This window comes from Tautonia sociabilis (assembly GCF_003977685.1).
Classification (GTDB): domain Bacteria; phylum Planctomycetota; class Planctomycetia; order Isosphaerales; family Isosphaeraceae; genus Tautonia; species Tautonia sociabilis.
In genome coordinates this window covers 145,167-160,209 of sequence record NZ_RYZH01000008.1, presented here as the reverse complement: position 1 = coordinate 160,209, position 15,043 = coordinate 145,167, and the positions used below count along the sequence as shown (strand labels likewise).

The window sequence follows — 15,043 nt, the reverse complement described above, 5'->3', positions numbered from 1 at the left end:
GCCGACGTGGTGCACGGGAGTCCTCCGGTTCGGTGGGGCAGGAGTTCGGTTCTACACCTCCAGTCTTCCACCGGCTCGGGGCCCCGGGCCCCGTCGGCTCGACCTCCCCTCTCATAGTTTCAATCGGGACGCCGTTGGGACGAGGGCGCTCGGCCGGAACTCCTTTGAAGGGAGCACGTTGCGCGTCGCTGGCCCTGGTGGGCCTCCCGGCGAGCCGGAGCGCACCGTCCGCGTCCCGGGCGGATCGGTTCAGGCCGGGGCGCCGAGGCGGTCGAGCAGTCGGGCCAGCAGGGGTTCGTACAGCTCCTTGCCGCGCAGGGCGTCGAGCCAGCGCGGGGGGATGGCCGAGAGGCCGTCCCGGAGCCCGGCCAGGCCGCCGGCGACGCACGCCGTGGTGTCGGTGTCGTGCCCGAGGGCGACGGCGGCCCGGACGGCCTCCTCGAACGGGCCGGCCTCCAGCGCCAGTCGGGCGGAGCGGAGGCAGTCGACGACGTAGCCGGTTCCCCGGCCCGAGGGGGGCTCATCGGGGCGGATGGCCCCCTCCAGCTCCCGCATCAGGGGGGAATCGTCGTCGCAGAGGCCGCGGAGGGTGGAGACGGCGTCCCGCCACGGATTGGGCTCCCCCTGGAGGATGCGGCGGGCCCACAGGCAGTACAGGGCGCAGCAGGCCTGCGACCGAGGGTGGCCGTGCGAGACCTTCGACTGCGAGCAGGCCAGGTCGATCAGCTCGGCGTCGGTGCCGCGGTGCCAGAGGGCCAGGGGGAGCACTCGCATCAGCGAGCCGTTGCCGTTGTCCCGATCGCCGCTGGGGCCGGCCAGCTCGGCGGGGACGCCGTCGCGCAGGGCGCGCAGGGCCCGGGAGGTGGTGATGCCGATGTCGAAGACCACGCCGCCGACGGCCATGTACCCCGAGTCGTACCAGTCGACCAGCCGGCGGCCGAAGTCTTCCAGGTCGAGCTGGCCGCGGTCGAGCAGCGAGGCGAGCAGGCAGAGGGCCTGCGCGCCGTCGTCGGACCAGGTGCCGGGGGGGACCGAGGCGTGGGCCCGGCGGAACCCCTCGGGAGGCGTCATCTCGATCCGGTCGGCCGGCGGCAGGGCCTCTGGCGGGTGGAACTCGAAGGGCACCCCCAGCGCGTCTCCCACCAGCAGCCCGACCAGGCCGCCGGCGACTCGATCGCGCAGGAGGATCGGGTTGGTCGTCACGGGGGGCCTCCGTCCGGAGTTCCGAGGGTGGGGTCGATGCTCCTCTCCCGCCGTCGAGCATACGCGACGGAGGGCGACGGAACCATCGGCCTCGGCGGGGAGGGCCAGGGCGGCCGACAGCGGCCGGATCGCCCCCCGGAGGAGGCGGGCGATCCGGCTTGAGATGGGATGGCCGGGGCCCTCCTCCTTGGGAGCGGGTCCCGGGGGCGATCAGCCGAGGGGGGCCGGTCGCTTCGACCGTCTCCGGAGCATCGCCCCCAGGCCGACCAGGGCGCCGGCGGCGGCCATGGCCAGGGTCGAGGGCTCGGGCACGGCGTTGATCTGAACACCCTCGGGGATGCCGAAAATCTGATCCTGGTTGGTCGGGGTCGCGGCGATCGAGTTCGGCGGGTAGTCGATGAACCCGATCGTGCTGATCCCGGAGGAGTCGGTGTTTCGGGCGTTGAGGATCGCGTTGGCGAGCGTGACGACGTCGCTGTTGCCGGTCGCGGTGCCCGAGAAGGTCAGCGCGCCGCCGCCGAGGTAGCCGAGGGCGCCGCTCGAAGCGCCGTTGGTATCATAGGCGGCCTCCCAGATCGCCAGCTGCATCGCGGCCTGGGCCTCCTGTTGGGAGAGCGAGCCCGAGGAGAGGCCGCTGAACGATTCGAGAGCGGCCAGCGCTTGATTCGCGAAGTTGTTGAACACCCAGCCCGCGGCGCCGATGTTCCGCGTGACCTGGCGCTGGTCGGCCGCGGTCCCGTTCGTGGTCGAAACCAGGGCCGTGACCACCTGCCCCGAGGCCAGGAAGGTCGAGATGTCGACGCAGTAGGTCAGGAACGGGGAGTTCGCGCTGCCGAACGGGTTGGCGGTCGTCCAGGAGGACGAGAAGCTGCCGGCCTGGGTCGAGACGGAGAACGCGATCTGATTCGGGCTGGGCAGGCCGTTGTTGTAATGGGCGGTAACGCCGATGCCGCCGTTGAACGTCGTGCTGGCCTGGAGCTGCATGCCCGCCCGGGCGGACCCGGGGACAAGGGCGACGCAGACCAGCGCCAGGGCGGCCGCGAGGACGAGCCGGGGGGATTTCCGGCGATCGGGCCAGGCGGCCCGGGTGCCGCTCGGGGGTCGTTTCATGAGTGACGGACCTTTCTCTATCTACCGTTGCTCAGTTGATCAGATGAGAGGTGTGAGCAAGATCCCCCGAGTCGGATCAGTGAACTTCGGCCGGCCGGCTCGCCCACCCGCCGCGCACACACGATCGGCCGACCTGGTGCTGGGGTCGGTTCAATCCGATTGGCCAATGGGGTCGCCGGATGATCGGCCGAGAGGGCCAGGCGACGGTCAGAAGGCTCCATCCCTGGGGGGATCCGGTCCCGGGCGCCTCTGCCCGGGACTCGATACCATCCTTGACGACGAGGGTGAACTGATCAACCCTCCGATGGAGCATGGAACCAGTTGTTGCTGAGCGCATGCATAAGAACGCCGCCCGGACCAGGCCGCAGGCTTTAGGAAACCGGGCCGGCCCGCGACGGTGTTGCCCGGGGACAACATGAGCGGCGGGAGGGGGTTGCCCTCGGGCAGCGTGGCGGTCGGTTCGGCCCGGCCTGTCGCCGACTGGCAGTCAGGAGGCGCGGCCTCGGGCGGCCTCCCCTTCCGGGACGCCGGGAGGGGTCTGGGGCCCGACGGGTCGGGGCCTTGTCCCTTCGCCTCGGGCCCGGGAGGGGGCGAGGGCCCCTTGAACCGGGGGGCGGGGATCGGCCACAACGGTATCGGGGGGACGGCCGCCGGGGGACGGCCCGGGTCGAGTCGGCTCGTCCCCTGAGCCGGACCGAGGAGCGCGCCGACCGATGGAGTCTCCGATCTCCCCCGAGGCCGACCGGCCGACGCCCGAGCCCGCCGGCTCCTCGCCCCGGACCCGGGGCCGGACGGGGCGGCCGGCGTGGCCGGCGGCGGTCTTCGTCGTCGCGGCCTCGGCCAGCTTGGTCGGCTACTCGGCGTTTACCGACCACATCTGGGAGGACTTCTTCATCACCTTCCGCCACAGCGAGAACCTCGCCGAGGGCCGGGGGCTGGTCTACCAGCCGGGGGAGCGGGTGCACGGCTTCACCTCGCCGCTGGGGGTGCTGCTGCCGGCCCTCTGCCACGAGCTGACGGGGAGCCGGTCGTACCGGGAGGCGATCGAGGCGTTCCGGCTGATGAGCGTGGTCGCCTTCGCGGCCGCCGGGCTGGTGCTGCTGCGACGGGTGGCGAGGGAGTCGGGGGGCCGGGGGCTCTCGTGGTGGGCGATGGCGGCCTTCCTCGTGCTGGAGGTCAAGTCGGTCGCCTTCTCGGTCAACGGCATGGAGACGGCCTTCCTGCTGCTGTTCCTGGCCGGGACCCTCGCCCTGATCGCCCGGGACGACCTGCCCCGGCGATGGCTGCCGATGGGCCTCTGCTGGGCGGGGCTGATGTGGTCGAGGCCCGACGGCTGCGTCTCGATCGCGGCGGCGATCGCCGCCGACCTGCGGTTCGGGCCGGGGAGGCCCCGGTCTCGGGCCGTCGACCTGCTCAAGGCGGGGGCGGTCTGCTCGGCGGCGTACCTGCCGTGGTTCGCGGGAGCGTGGGTCTACTACGGCTCTCCGGTGCCCCACACGATCCTCGCCAAGATGAACCTCGACCAGAAGCTCGACGCCGGCGTCGGCCCCCTGGGACGATTCCTGGCGACGGCGAGCCGGGCGTTCCTGCCGATCTACCACAACGTGGGCGACGGCCAGGGCTGGCACCCGGCGCTCGTTCCTTGGGCGACGGCGCTGGGGGTGTTCTCGGCGTCGTACTGGCTGGTGCCGGTGCGCGACCGCTGGGGCCGGTCGTGCTCACTGATGTTCACGATCCTGGTGCTGTACCTGTCCCGGCTGAACTTCTCGTTCCCGTGGTACCTGCCCCCGGCCTCGGTGCTCGGCCTGGCGGCGATCGCCCGGGGAGTGCCGGCGCTGGCGGCTCCGCTGGCCCGGAGGTTCCGGCCGGCCTGGGCCCTGGCGGCGGTCCCGCTGGTGGCGGTGGGGGCGGGCCTGACGCTGATCTATGCGCTGACGGCGATCCAGATGCGGGTGCAGGCCTCCGTGGTCGAGATGGGCAACCGGGCGGAGATCGGCCGCTGGCTGGCCGGCCGGGTGCGGCCGGGGGATCGGGTGTACCTGGAGTGCGTCGGCTACATCGGCTACTTCAGCGGCGCCCGGATGGCCGACTGGCCGGGGCTGGTCTCCCCCGAGGTCGTGAAGACCGCCCGGCAGTACCGCACCGACTTCGCCACCACGGTCGCCGTCCTCCGCCCCGAGTGGGCGGTCCTTCGCCCCTGGGAGGCCGAGGAACTGGCCCGGCGGGTGCCGGCCTTCCGGGCCGACTACCAGCTCGTCCGGATCTTCGACGTGAATCCCGAGGTCTATTCCCTCCGCGTTCCCGCCCTGCTCCGGCCGCTCGTCCCCGACGCCAACCTGCCCGGCATCGGCTACCTGACCTATGACGCCAAGTTCCTCGTCTTCCGCAGGAGGGACGCCGGGGAGGCGCAGGGAGGGCAGGCCGATGCCCGAGGCCGGCGGATCGAGGCGGGATCGCCCCGCGCCATCCGGCCTCAGACGCGGACCAGGCCGAACATCTTGGCCACGACGAGGGGGAAGGCCAGCGGGCCGGGGAAGCGGGCCCCGGAGCCGTCGTGGCGGAGGACGATGAGCGTCTCGTCGTCGGCGGCGGGGCGGCCTCCCCGGTGCCGGGCGACGGCGTCGATCAGCGCGAGGCCGAAGCGGCGGGGGTCGGACGGGTCGAGCCCTCGGCAGAGCTCCAGCAGTCCGGTCTCGCCGAGCATCCTCCCGGCGGGGTCGGCGGCCTCGGTGAGGGCGTCGGTGTAGAGCAGGACGACGTCGCCGGGGGCCAGGACGGTGGAGAACTGCTCGTAGGGGGCCTCGTCGTCGACCCCCAGCGGCAGGTTCGCCCCGGCGGCCGCCGCCGAAGACGGCGCCAGGACCTCCCACGACCCCGACTCGGCCCGGTAGAAGAGCGGCCTCGGGTGGGCGGCGTTGCTGACCGTCAGGCGGTTGCTCCCGGGCAGGAAGGTGGCCACGACCGCCGTGGCGAAGCGGCGGAGGCCGGCCTCGGCGCCGAACTCGCGATTCAGCGCCTCGACCAGCCGGGTTTGGTCCGATCGCGCGATGTGCTTGCGGACCAGCCGCCGCAGAGCGGCGGAGAACTCGGCCACCGAGGCGCCGTGGCCGGAAACGTCGGCCACGACGACGCGCACCGTCGCCCCGCCGCCGCAGACGGAGATGTAATGCACGTCCCCCCCGGTGGCGGAGTCACCATGCGGCCGGCTGTAGACGAACGCCTGCAGGCCGGGCAGGTCGAGGGCCTGCTCGACGGCGGCCGTCCCGCCGCGGATCTCCAGGCATTGCATCGTCTGCGGCTCGGCGGCGGCGGCGCTCATGGCGGCGACTCCCCTCGGGCGATCGGGCCCTCGGCCCTGAGCCAGATACGACGGCGGCGCCTTCCCTGTTCGATCGGGCCGGCCGATCCCGCCGGTCCCGGCCCCTCCCGCCGGCTCTTGCCGATCGCGACCTCTCTGTTGCCCCCGTCGGGGAGGATCGGGAGGGACGGGGAGTCGGGTCCTGGGACAGCCTCGGCCGGCTCGATCGGGCACCAGGGGGTCGGCAATCGGGGGGCCGATCCGGAACGCCGGCCCTCGACCTGACCAGGACTGGTGAGCGTCGCGCTGGCTGCCGACATCGACTCGCGTCCCCTCGGGGATCGGCCTGGGAGTGGTCCCGATCGAGGAGGGAGGCCGATCGCCCCGGCCGCCCGCGTCGGTCGATTCTACGGCGCGGCAGGGGGGCGGTCGGCCGCGTCGGGGCCGGGGGGGAGGGGCGGCTCGACCGTCGGGAGCACGCCCGAGGGGCGACCGGGCGCCTCGTCGGTTCGTCTGTTTCCGGATCGGTTGTGGAATCGAGCCAGGTCTTGCGTTGTAATGGCCCTCATGTGCTCGTACTCGATGCCCGGGCTGTCCCAGGTCGATCGGCCGAGGGGTGTCGGCACCCGGCGTCTGCCCGTCCCCATCGCCATCTCCCCCGATCGGACGGCCGACCATGACCGAATCGCCCTGCTGCCCCGGTTGCCGGTCCTTGCTGACGATCGAGCCTCGCCACCGGGGGAACACCTTCCGGTGCAAGCGTTGCGGCCAGGCGTTCTACGTCCCCGGGCACGATCGGATCGCCTGCGAGCACTGCCGGGCCGAGATCCGGATCCGGCCGGAATACCTGGGTAAGACGGTTTCGTGCCGGAAATGCCGAGGCCGGTTCGTCGCCCCGGCGTCCGGGACATTCCGCATCCGGGCCGTCGACGATCCCTCGGCCCCCGAGGTCTCGGCGGCCCCAGCCCCCGGCGAACCGGGTCGGCCCGAGGAGCCGGGAGGCGTCGAGGCCGAGGCCCTGGCGGCCCGCCTCGCAGCGGAGCGCGACGATGCGATCGCCGAGGCCGAGCATCTGCGGGCCGATCGAGACAGCGCGCTCGCCGAGGTCGAGCGTCTGAGAGCCGAGGGCGAGCAGGTGCGATCTCTGCTGGCGGAGGTTGAGTCCGAGCGGTCCGGGAGGGAGAGCCGCGTCCGGGATCTTGAAGCCGAGGTCGAGGCCCTCCGGGGCCGGCTGGGCGACCTCGACGCCCGATCGGGGGTCGGGGCCGGGGACGCGAGCCGGTTCGAGGCGATGGCCCGGGAGCTGCGCGCGACGCACGGCCGGTGGGGAGCGGATCGCCGCCAGGCTCGGGAATCGGCCGCGGCCCTGTCGGCCGAGTTCTCCCGGGCTCGGGTTGCCTGGCGGCGGCACTTCGAGGGGCTCCGGGCCGAGGCCCGGGCGCTGGTGGATCGGCTCCGGGGAGAACTGGCCCGGGTCGTCACGGAGCGGGATTCGGTCCTCGCCGAACGGGACCAGCTCCGCCGGGCGCTCACCGAGGCCGGCCAGGAGCGGGAGCGGCTGATCGCCCGGCTCTCCTCGCTGGAGGCGGGGACCGGCCCGGCTCGCCCGCCAGCCGGGCCGAGAGCGGCCGCGCCTTCCTTCCGCTCGGCGAGCGATCGGGCCCACTCGGCCGGCTCGCCGGCCGTCGCCCCTCCTGGCGATCCGGTCGACTGGGTCGACCTGGCCCTGGACGCCTGGGAGGTCGACCTGGCGGAGGAGCTGGGGCGGTCTTCCCCCTCGCCTCCCGCCTCCTCCCGAAGCTCGCCTCCCCGCTGAGGGCCGGGCCCGGCTCGACGGGAGCCGCCGCCGACGGGCCAGGGGACCGGTCAAGCGGGCCGGCCGCTCTGATCGAGGCGGGGTCGGATGAGCCTCGGCGTCGGTGAACCGGCGAGGCGGGCGAAGGCCCTCCCCGCGGGGGCCGCTCAGCCTTCCGAACCGACGCCGTCGGGATCGGCCGAGGGCGTGATCTGCTCGGAGGCCATCCAGCTCCGGGCCCGGGCGCGATGCTCGTCGGTGATGAAGGCGGAGATGGCCGTCAGGGCGCCGGTGAGGACGGTGACGTCGTCCATCAGGCCGGCGAAGGGGATGGCGTCGACGATGGCGTCGACCGGCAGGACGAAGTAGGCCAGGGCCGCGGCGGCAATTCCCTTCACCCACTTCGGCGTGGCGGGGTCGAGCATGCAGAAATAGGCGGAGGCGACCTCTTCCGCCATGGGCAGCTTGGTGAGGAAGCCCTTCGCCTTGGCGGCGAAGCCCTCTCGAACGTAGCGCTCATTCCGGTCCTGGTCGGAGCCGACGAAGTCCTCGGCGCGAATGGGCTCGGACGGAGGGGGGACGCCGGCCTCGGCCTCGGCCTTGCGGAACCAGCGGGTGAGGCGGTTGTCGGGCATGGCGGGGTCCGGGAGTGGGATGGCGAATGGCGAAGGCGCGATGATGGCGAATGCGCGATGGCGGAGGCACGATGGCGGATCGGGGTTTGGGGAGCCGGGGATCGCGACTGGACCGGACCAGACCAGACCCCGAGGCCCGTCCGCTCCCCTCCGTCATCGGGTCTTGCCCCTTGGCAATTCGCCTTCCCTCATCAGGAATTCGCCATCGGTCATCCGCCATCGCGCGACGATCGGGTCAGGCCCGCTGGGTGCGGGCGAAGTCGAGGGCCGTCTCGGCACGGGCGAGGAGGTCGTCGATCTGGGCCGGGGACTCCAGCCCGACGACGATGGCGTCGACGAAGCCCAGCGAGAAGACGAACCGGAGCGAGGCGTCTCGGCGCTCGGGCTCCTTGAACTGGCCGTTGCCGCAGATCTTCATGCCAATGACGCCCTTGCCGGCGTCGTGCATCGCCCGGAGCTGCTCGGTGACGTCGGCCGGGTCGGCGCTGTCCATCACGGCCCCCTCGGGGTTGACCCGGGCGAGGTCGACCTCGACCCAGGGGTGCCGGGCGGAGGTGCGCAGCGGGTCCATGCCGTGGCAGCTCGTGCCGTGGGCGCGGACGAGGCCCTGATCCTTGGCCTCGCTGATGTACTCCATCGCCCCGGCGTTCTGCTCGGGCCAGTCGGCGGTGGTCATGCAGTGCAGCAGCAGGGTGTCCACGTAGTCGACGCCCAGCTCCATGCGGTAGCGCTCCAGGTGGCTTTTGGCCTCCTTGTAGTCCCTGGCGTGGGTCTTGGTCTGGATGGCGTACTGGTCTCGGGGGATCCCCTTGAGGGCCTCGCGGAGGTAGGTGTGGGAGCCGTACTGGTCGGCCACGTCGAAGAAGCGGATGCCGGAATCGAAGGCGTGGCGGATGACCCGGGTGAATTCCTTCAGGCCGAGCTTCGTCTGGTTGCTGGCCTGGTTCACGCCGTTGCTGCCGGTGCCGATGCCGATGAGCGACACCTCGATCCCGGTGTCTCCCAGCCTCACCCGGTCGGTCGGGCTCTTGGGGACCGGGTTCAGCGGCCGGGCGGCGGTCGGGGCGGCGTGGGAGGCCGGGGAGAGGGCGACGGCGGCCCCGGCGGCGGCGGTCCCGGCGAGGAAGTCGCGACGGTGGATCGGCGGCAGCATGGCGATGGCCTCCGGATTGGCGTGGCGTGCGAATGCGGTTCGGTCGGATCGATCCGACATCGGGTCCGGCACGACCCCGGCCCGGTTCCTGTCGCGTCGCAGGGGAGGGCCGCCCTCGCTCGGGCCGACCCGGGCCCCATTCTATCGGCCGGATCCGCCCCCGGGCCAGAGGAGACGGCCGTCTCCTCGGGCCGATCGCTGGGCTCGGTTCGGGTATCCTGGCGGCGTGCCCGCCAGCGGCCCCCGGATCCCGTCCGGCGGGCCTCCCGGTGCGGACGCTCCGATCGATCCGGCGCCGCGGCGATCGGCCGTAGTCGCTTCGAGCACATTCCAGATAGAATGGACATCCCGGCATCTCCCGATCGCCGACCGCCCCCGATCGAGGACCCCCACCATGCCCAACCCTGAGGCCTCCCCGGCCCCGTCGGCCTCGCGACGGCGATTCCGGCTGAGCATCCGGGGCCTGCTGCCGCTGGTCGCGGGGATCGGTCTGGCGATGGGCCTCGGGCGGTTCCGGCTGGCCAACCGCGACCCTGAGCGGGCGCGCGACGACCCGGACGGCGAGGTCCGCGACCGGGTCGCACAGGCCGTCAACCAGCTCGATCAGCGGGCCTGGCCGGAGCAGCTCACCTTGGTCGAGCCCGACGAGATCCTGTCCGAACCGCTGACGCTCCTCGGTTCGGACCAGCCGGTGGTCGGTGGCGATCCCGACCACTGGACTCACCGGGGAGGGGGCCTCCCCTCCGAGCCTCCCGGCCGCCGCGCTCCGAGGCGCCCATCCCTTCCGATGATGCCCCAGTGACCGCCGTCCCTGGATCTCCCGCCGGGCGGAGCATCCCCGTTCGTGCGCTTGCCCTCTCGAATCGAATCGAATCGAAAGGATCGCGATGTTCACAGGACTGGTCGAGGCCCTCGGCCGCGTCGAGCGCGCCCTCGAGGAGGAGAACGGCCGCCGGTTCGCCATCCGGTGGCCGGGGCTGGACCCCTCCGGGCCGATGGCGATGGGGGAGAGCGTGGCCGTCAACGGCTGCTGCCTGACGGTGGTGGCCCTCGACGGCGAGGTCTTCGAGGTCCAGGCCGGCCCCGAGACGCTGCTCCGCACCAACCTCGGGGCGAAGGGGCCCGGCGGCCCGGTGAACCTGGAGCGCTCCCTCCGGGTCGGCGACCGCCTCGGCGGGCACTTCGTCCAGGGGCACGTCGATACGACGGCCGAGCTGGTCGAACGGCGACGCGAGGGGGAGTGGGACTTCCTCCGCTTCCGGATCGACCCGAAGTGGACGCCGCTGATGGTCGAGAAGGGGTCGATCGCCGTCGATGGCGTGAGCCTGACGCTCGTCGACGTGGGGGAGGACTGGTTCTCGATCATGCTCATCCCGCACACGATGGCCGTGACCACGCTGGGGACGATCCGGCCGGGGGATCGGGTGAACATTGAGACAGACATGCTGGCCAAACACGTGAGGAAGCTGCTGGGCAAGGAGTGAACGCCGTTCGGCGGGCCTGAGGGATGGGAAGACCTCGCGCAGAGTCGCAGAGACGCAGAGACGCAGAGACGCAGAGACGCAGAGACGCAGAGACGAAGAGACGAAGAGACGCAGAGACGCAGAGACGCAGAGACGCAGAGACGCAGAGACGCAGAGACGAAGAGACGAAGAGACGCAGAGACGAAGAGACGCAGAGACGCAGAGAAGAGGAGATCGGAGGGGAGGAGATTGGAGGGGGAGGGAGGGGAGGACAATGAGGGAGAACGTGGTGTCGGGGATGGTGGTGGATGCGGCGTTCACGATCCACTCGGCGTTGGGGCCGGGGTTGCTGGAGTCGGTGTCTGAGGCGACGATGGTGCATGAACTGAGGAGCAGGGGACTGGAGGTCGAGACGCAGCGGGCGATCCCGGTGGTGTACCAGGGGGTGAAGCGGGAGCTGGGGTTCCGGGCGGATCTGATCGTCGATCGCCTGGTGCTGGTGGAGCTGAAGTCGATCGAGGAGGTGGCCCCTGTCCACCGGAAGCAGCTCATCACCTCCCTGCGGCTCACCGGCCTCCGCGTCGGCCTCCTGATCAACTTCAACGTCGTCCTGATCAAGGACGGCATCGCTCGCCTCGTCAACGGCCTTCACTGACTCCCTCTCCTCCTCTGCCTCATCTTCTCTGCGTCTCTGCGCCTCTGCGCGAGGTCTTCCCTCCCATGACCACCCCCCGCCAGACCCTCTCCTACCTCCGCCACCTCTTCGAGCACCGCGGCATCGCTCCCAACCGCCGCTACGGCCAGAACTTTCTCATCGATTTGAACACGCACGACCTGATCGCCCGGTCGGCGGAGCTTGGCCCCCGGGACGTGGTCCTGGAGGTCGGCCCCGGGGCCGGGGCGCTGACGGCGATGATGGCGGAGAAGGTGTCGGCGGTGGTTACCGTCGAGATCGACCCGGCGATGGCCCAGCTCACCCGAGAGGCCGTCTCGGGCCTGCAAAACGTGCGGGTGCTCCAGCAAGACGCGCTGGCGCGCAAGAGCGAGATCGCCCCGGAGGTGCTCGACAGCCTCCGAGCCGGCCTGGCCGTCGCCCCGGACCGGACGCTGAAGCTGGTGGCGAACCTGCCGTACCACGTGGCCACGCCGATCATCAGCAACCTGCTCGTCCATCCCGAGCTTTGCCCGAGCCTGATGGTCGTCACCATCCAGCGCGAGCTGGCCGATCGGATGATGGCCGAGCCGCACGGCGAGATGTACGGCGCGCTGTCGGTGCTGGTCCAGGCGCTGGCCGACGCGGAGATCGTCCGCATCCTCTCGCCCAAGGTCTTCTGGCCGAGGCCGAAGGTCGAATCGGCCATCATCAAGATCGTCCCCAGCGCCGAGAAGCGTGCGGCGATCCCGGATCTGCCCTGGTTCCACGAGGTCGTCCGCCGCGTCTTCACGCTCCGGCGCAAGAACCTGAGAGTCGTGCTCTACCGCCTCTGGAAGCCCTACTGGCGGGACAAGGCCCAGGTGGACGCCCTGCTCGAAGCGCTCGACCTGACCGGGGACGTTCGAGCCGAGGCGCTCAACGTCCAGGAATTCATCGACCTGGCCGAGGCCCTCCGGTCCCGGCTCGGCCCCTCCGCCGCCGAGCTGCCCGACCCGGACGACTCGGAGACGCCCGAGTCCGATGACCACCCCGCCGACGACGAGGACGGCGATGGCGACGGCGACGGCGGGGGAGACGGGGGAGGCGAGGGAGGAGGAGACGGCTGAGCCGGGGTCGGGCGGCCCGGCTTGAGATCCGCCCGACCGCCCTCCCGCCGCTCCGATCGCGGTATGATGGCGGACGATGCGGTCGATCGTCGGAGGGCAGGGTAGGGGGGAGGGCGGTGTGGCGCTGGACCTCGGGGGGGGGAGGCGGCTGGTCCTGGCCGTCGGAGACGAGGGGTGGCTGTGGCTGGCGGCCGGGGCGGCGGCGGCGGTGCTGGTGCTGGTGCTGTACCGGGCCGAGCGGCGGCTGGTCTCCCGGGCGACGGGCCGGGTGCTGCTGGCGCTGCGGCTCTTGGCGGCGGCGGCGCTGGTGGTCGCCCTGATGGAGCCGATGACGCGGCGGTCGTGGACCGACCGCGTCGAGGGCCGTCTGATCGTCGGTGTCGACCTGTCGGCGAGCATGGAGACGAGCGACGCCCGCCGCCCCGAGGACGAGCGCCTCGCCCTCCGGGACGCCCCCGGGCTGGCCCCCGAGGCCGAGGGGGGCGGGGCGTCTCGCCTGGAGGTGGTCTCCCGGATCCTCCGGGGAGAGGCGATGGCCGAGCTGTCCCGCTCGTTCGCGGTCGAGGCGGTCGCGTTCGCCCGGACCTCGGCCGGGGGGAGCGTCTCGGACCTGGCCGGGGCGATTGACCGGGGGGAGCCGGTCCTCGGCGGGGGGGAGGGATCGGGTGATCGGCTGGCGACCGACTGGGGGCCGGTGCTGGACCGGGCCGTCTCGGGGGACGGGGAGGCCCCGGTGCTCGGCGTCGTGCTGCTGACCGACGGGCACCGCAACGCCCCCTCCGGCGGAGACGGCCGGCGGGACCCGGCCGATCTGCTGGCCGAGGCGGGCATCCCGGTCTTCCCCGTGCTGGTCGGCGCGACGGTGCCTCCCCGGGACGCGGCGGTCTCGGCGATCCGGGGGCCGGCCTCCGGCTTCTCGGGGGACTCGGCGGCGGTGGTCGTCGAGGTGAAGGCCGACGGCTTCGAGCCGGGCGAGGAGATCCCCGTCGCCCTGGAGGTCGCCGGCTCGGACCCTCTGCTCGCGGTCGTTCGCGCCGGCCAGGACGGCGAACGGCTGCTCGCCCCGTTCCGGGTGCCGATGGGGGAGGCCGGCCTGATGGAGCTGGTCGCCCGGGTCGAGCCGCCCGGCCCTCCCGACGAGCGTGGGGACAACGACTGGCGATCGGCGGCGATCCGGGTCACCGACGAGCCGGCCCGGGTCCTCCTGGTCGACGCCGAGGCCCGCTGGGAGTTTCGCTACTTGCACAACGCCCTGAACCGCGATCGCCGGGTGGCGCTGGACACCGTGCTGCTGGCGCCTCCTCCCCCCTCGGCCGGTTCGGAGCCGACCTATCCGAGCGCGCTGCCGCCGGCTCCCGCGAGCAGGTCGGACGAGCCGGACCCGTTGAACGCCTACGACGTGATCATCCTCGGGGACGTCCCCCCCGGGCTGGCCCCCGAGGGCCTCTGGGGACGGCTCGAGGCCTACGTCGCCGATCGGGGAGGGTCGCTGGTGATCGCGGCGGGGCCGAGGGGGTGGCCGTCCCCCTGGTCGGGGGACGAGGCCGCCCGGGCGATGCTGCCGGTGCTCGACCCGGCGGTCGTGGCGGTCGACCGGACCGAGATCGACCCGAGGCGACCCGCCGTGCCGCCGGGGGTGGCGGTCGTGCCGGAGCGGTCGGCCGGGGAGTCGCCGGTCGACTGGCCAATGCTCCAGTTCGCCTCCGATCCGGCCGCCAGCCGGCAGGCGTGGCAGGCGATGCCTCCCCTCTCCTGGGCGATGGCCGGGCGGGCGAAGCCGGGGGCGTCGGCGCTGCTGGTCGCCGACCGGCCGGGGATCGACCCGGATGCCGGCGTTGTGGTCGCGGCGCAGCCGTTCGGGCTGGGCAAGGTGCTCTGGGTCGGCACCGACGGCACCTGGCGATGGCGGCTCCGGGTGGGAGATGCCTACCACCACCGCTTCTGGGGCCAGGTGGTCCGCTGGGCGGCCGAGGAGCCCCCCTCGGGAGGCAACCGCTTGGTCCGCTTCGGCCCGGATCGCCCCCGGGTCGCCGAGGGCTCCCCCGTGCCGATCCGGGCCCGGTTCTCGGCCGACCTGCCGGGCGTCTCCCCCGGCCTGCTCGCCGCCGTTCGGATCGTCGCGGCCCCGGCCGAGGGGGAGGACGGGGAGGGGCCCTCCGGCGCCGACTCCAGGGAGCCGGTCGCCCTGATTCCCCTCCGGGCCGATCCCGACCGCCCTCGCACCTTCGAGGCGACCGCTCCCCCGCTGCCGACGGGCCGGTACCGGGCGGTGCTCGACGCCCCGGTGCTGGCCGAGGCGTTCGCCGCGGAGGGCCTGCCCGCGGCCGAGGCGATCTTCGAGGTCTTCCCCGAGCCGACCGACGAGCTGATCGCCCTGGCCGCCGACCCCGGCCCGCTCGACCGCCTCGCCTCGATCACCGGCGGCCGGGTCGTCCGGGACTTCGAGGCCGGCCGGCTCCCCGAGCTGATCGGCCCTCGCTCCGTCGAACGGCAGCGCACCGCCGAAACCCCGCTCTGGGACACCCCGACCGGCCTGATCCTCTTCTTCGCCCTGCTCTCGGCCGAGTGGATCATCCGCAAGCGGGCGGGGCTGCCCTGAGCGGATCGCCCTCCGACCGCCTCTCC

General features: G+C 72.8%; 11 protein-coding genes. 6 read left to right on the top strand and 5 right to left on the bottom strand.

Going from position 1 to position 15,043, the window contains the following annotated elements; genetic code table 11:
• Nucleotides 1-249: 249 nt before the first annotated feature.
• The 3 genes from TsocGM_RS06245 to TsocGM_RS06235 all read right to left on the bottom strand — a co-directional run bounded on the left by TsocGM_RS06245 (nucleotide 250) and on the right by TsocGM_RS06235 (nucleotide 5,632).
• Nucleotides 250-1,203 carry an ADP-ribosylglycohydrolase family protein gene (locus TsocGM_RS06245; protein WP_233578428.1) on the bottom strand — a complete coding sequence of 318 codons (954 nt, stop codon included), beginning with the start codon at nucleotides 1,201-1,203 and terminating at the stop codon, nucleotides 250-252.
• Nucleotides 1,204-1,413: 210 nt separating this feature from the next.
• The gene (locus TsocGM_RS06240) at nucleotides 1,414-2,313 is read right to left on the bottom strand and encodes a Cys-Gln thioester bond-forming surface protein (protein WP_126724437.1); all 900 of its coding nucleotides are present in this window, start codon (nucleotides 2,311-2,313) and stop codon (nucleotides 1,414-1,416) included.
• 2,473 nt (nucleotides 2,314-4,786) lie between these two features.
• Entirely contained in the window at nucleotides 4,787-5,632 is an 846-nt protein-coding gene (locus TsocGM_RS06235; protein WP_126724436.1) for a PP2C family protein-serine/threonine phosphatase, read from the bottom strand.
• A 655-nt stretch (nucleotides 5,633-6,287) separates the two neighbouring features.
• Between TsocGM_RS06235 and TsocGM_RS06230 the strand changes: the two genes are divergently transcribed.
• Nucleotides 6,288-7,427, top strand: a complete 1,140-nt coding sequence (locus TsocGM_RS06230; protein ID WP_126724435.1) for a zinc ribbon domain-containing protein — start codon at nucleotides 6,288-6,290, stop codon at nucleotides 7,425-7,427.
• Between the two features lie 146 nt (nucleotides 7,428-7,573).
• Here the strand turns inward: TsocGM_RS06230 and TsocGM_RS06225 are convergent, their stop codons facing one another.
• Complete coding sequence (locus tag TsocGM_RS06225; protein ID WP_126724434.1) at nucleotides 7,574-8,041, bottom strand: YkvA family protein; 468 nt, start codon at nucleotides 8,039-8,041, stop codon at nucleotides 7,574-7,576.
• 235 nt (nucleotides 8,042-8,276) lie between these two features.
• Nucleotides 8,277-9,194 (bottom strand): aldo/keto reductase, encoded by a 918-nt coding sequence (locus TsocGM_RS06220; protein WP_233578425.1) that lies wholly within the window; start codon nucleotides 9,192-9,194, stop codon nucleotides 8,277-8,279.
• Nucleotides 9,195-9,588: 394 nt separating this feature from the next.
• Here TsocGM_RS06220 and TsocGM_RS06215 point away from each other — a divergent pair, with 394 nt between their 5' ends.
• From TsocGM_RS06215 to TsocGM_RS06195, 5 genes are all read left to right on the top strand, one after another.
• Nucleotides 9,589-9,996 (top strand): hypothetical protein, encoded by a 408-nt coding sequence (locus TsocGM_RS06215; protein WP_126724433.1) that lies wholly within the window; start codon nucleotides 9,589-9,591, stop codon nucleotides 9,994-9,996.
• Between the two features lie 85 nt (nucleotides 9,997-10,081).
• A complete protein-coding gene (locus TsocGM_RS06210) occupies nucleotides 10,082-10,678 on the top strand; it encodes a riboflavin synthase (RefSeq protein WP_126724432.1) in 597 nt (198 codons plus the stop codon).
• A gap of 253 nt (nucleotides 10,679-10,931) precedes the next feature.
• The gene (locus TsocGM_RS06205) at nucleotides 10,932-11,312 is read left to right on the top strand and encodes a GxxExxY protein (RefSeq protein WP_126724431.1); all 381 of its coding nucleotides are present in this window, start codon (nucleotides 10,932-10,934) and stop codon (nucleotides 11,310-11,312) included.
• A gap of 65 nt (nucleotides 11,313-11,377) precedes the next feature.
• The gene (rsmA, locus tag TsocGM_RS06200; protein ID WP_126724430.1) at nucleotides 11,378-12,418 is read left to right on the top strand and encodes a 16S rRNA (adenine(1518)-N(6)/adenine(1519)-N(6))-dimethyltransferase RsmA; all 1,041 of its coding nucleotides are present in this window, start codon (nucleotides 11,378-11,380) and stop codon (nucleotides 12,416-12,418) included.
• Between the two features lie 118 nt (nucleotides 12,419-12,536).
• Nucleotides 12,537-15,017, top strand: coding sequence for a hypothetical protein (locus TsocGM_RS06195; protein ID WP_126724429.1), 2,481 nt, complete (start codon nucleotides 12,537-12,539; stop codon nucleotides 15,015-15,017).
• The last annotated feature ends 26 nt before the right edge of the window (nucleotides 15,018-15,043 follow it).

What these genes read in the sequence shown, in the direction of transcription:
- TsocGM_RS06240 (WP_126724437.1), bottom strand. Translation starts at nt 2,313, where the DNA reads ATGAAACGACCCCCGAGCGGCACCCGGGCCGCCTGGCCCGATCGCCGG.
- TsocGM_RS06235 (WP_126724436.1), bottom strand. Translation starts at nt 5,632, where the DNA reads ATGAGCGCCGCCGCCGCCGAGCCGCAGACGATGCAATGCCTGGAGATC.
- TsocGM_RS06230 (WP_126724435.1), top strand. Translation starts at nt 6,288, where the DNA reads ATGACCGAATCGCCCTGCTGCCCCGGTTGCCGGTCCTTGCTGACGATC.
- TsocGM_RS06225 (WP_126724434.1), bottom strand. Translation starts at nt 8,041, where the DNA reads ATGCCCGACAACCGCCTCACCCGCTGGTTCCGCAAGGCCGAGGCCGAG.
- TsocGM_RS06220 (WP_233578425.1), bottom strand. Translation starts at nt 9,194, where the DNA reads ATGCTGCCGCCGATCCACCGTCGCGACTTCCTCGCCGGGACCGCCGCC.
- TsocGM_RS06215 (WP_126724433.1), top strand. Translation starts at nt 9,589, where the DNA reads ATGCCCAACCCTGAGGCCTCCCCGGCCCCGTCGGCCTCGCGACGGCGA.
- TsocGM_RS06210 (WP_126724432.1), top strand. Translation starts at nt 10,082, where the DNA reads ATGTTCACAGGACTGGTCGAGGCCCTCGGCCGCGTCGAGCGCGCCCTC.
- TsocGM_RS06205 (WP_126724431.1), top strand. Translation starts at nt 10,932, where the DNA reads ATGAGGGAGAACGTGGTGTCGGGGATGGTGGTGGATGCGGCGTTCACG.
- rsmA (WP_126724430.1), top strand. Translation starts at nt 11,378, where the DNA reads ATGACCACCCCCCGCCAGACCCTCTCCTACCTCCGCCACCTCTTCGAG.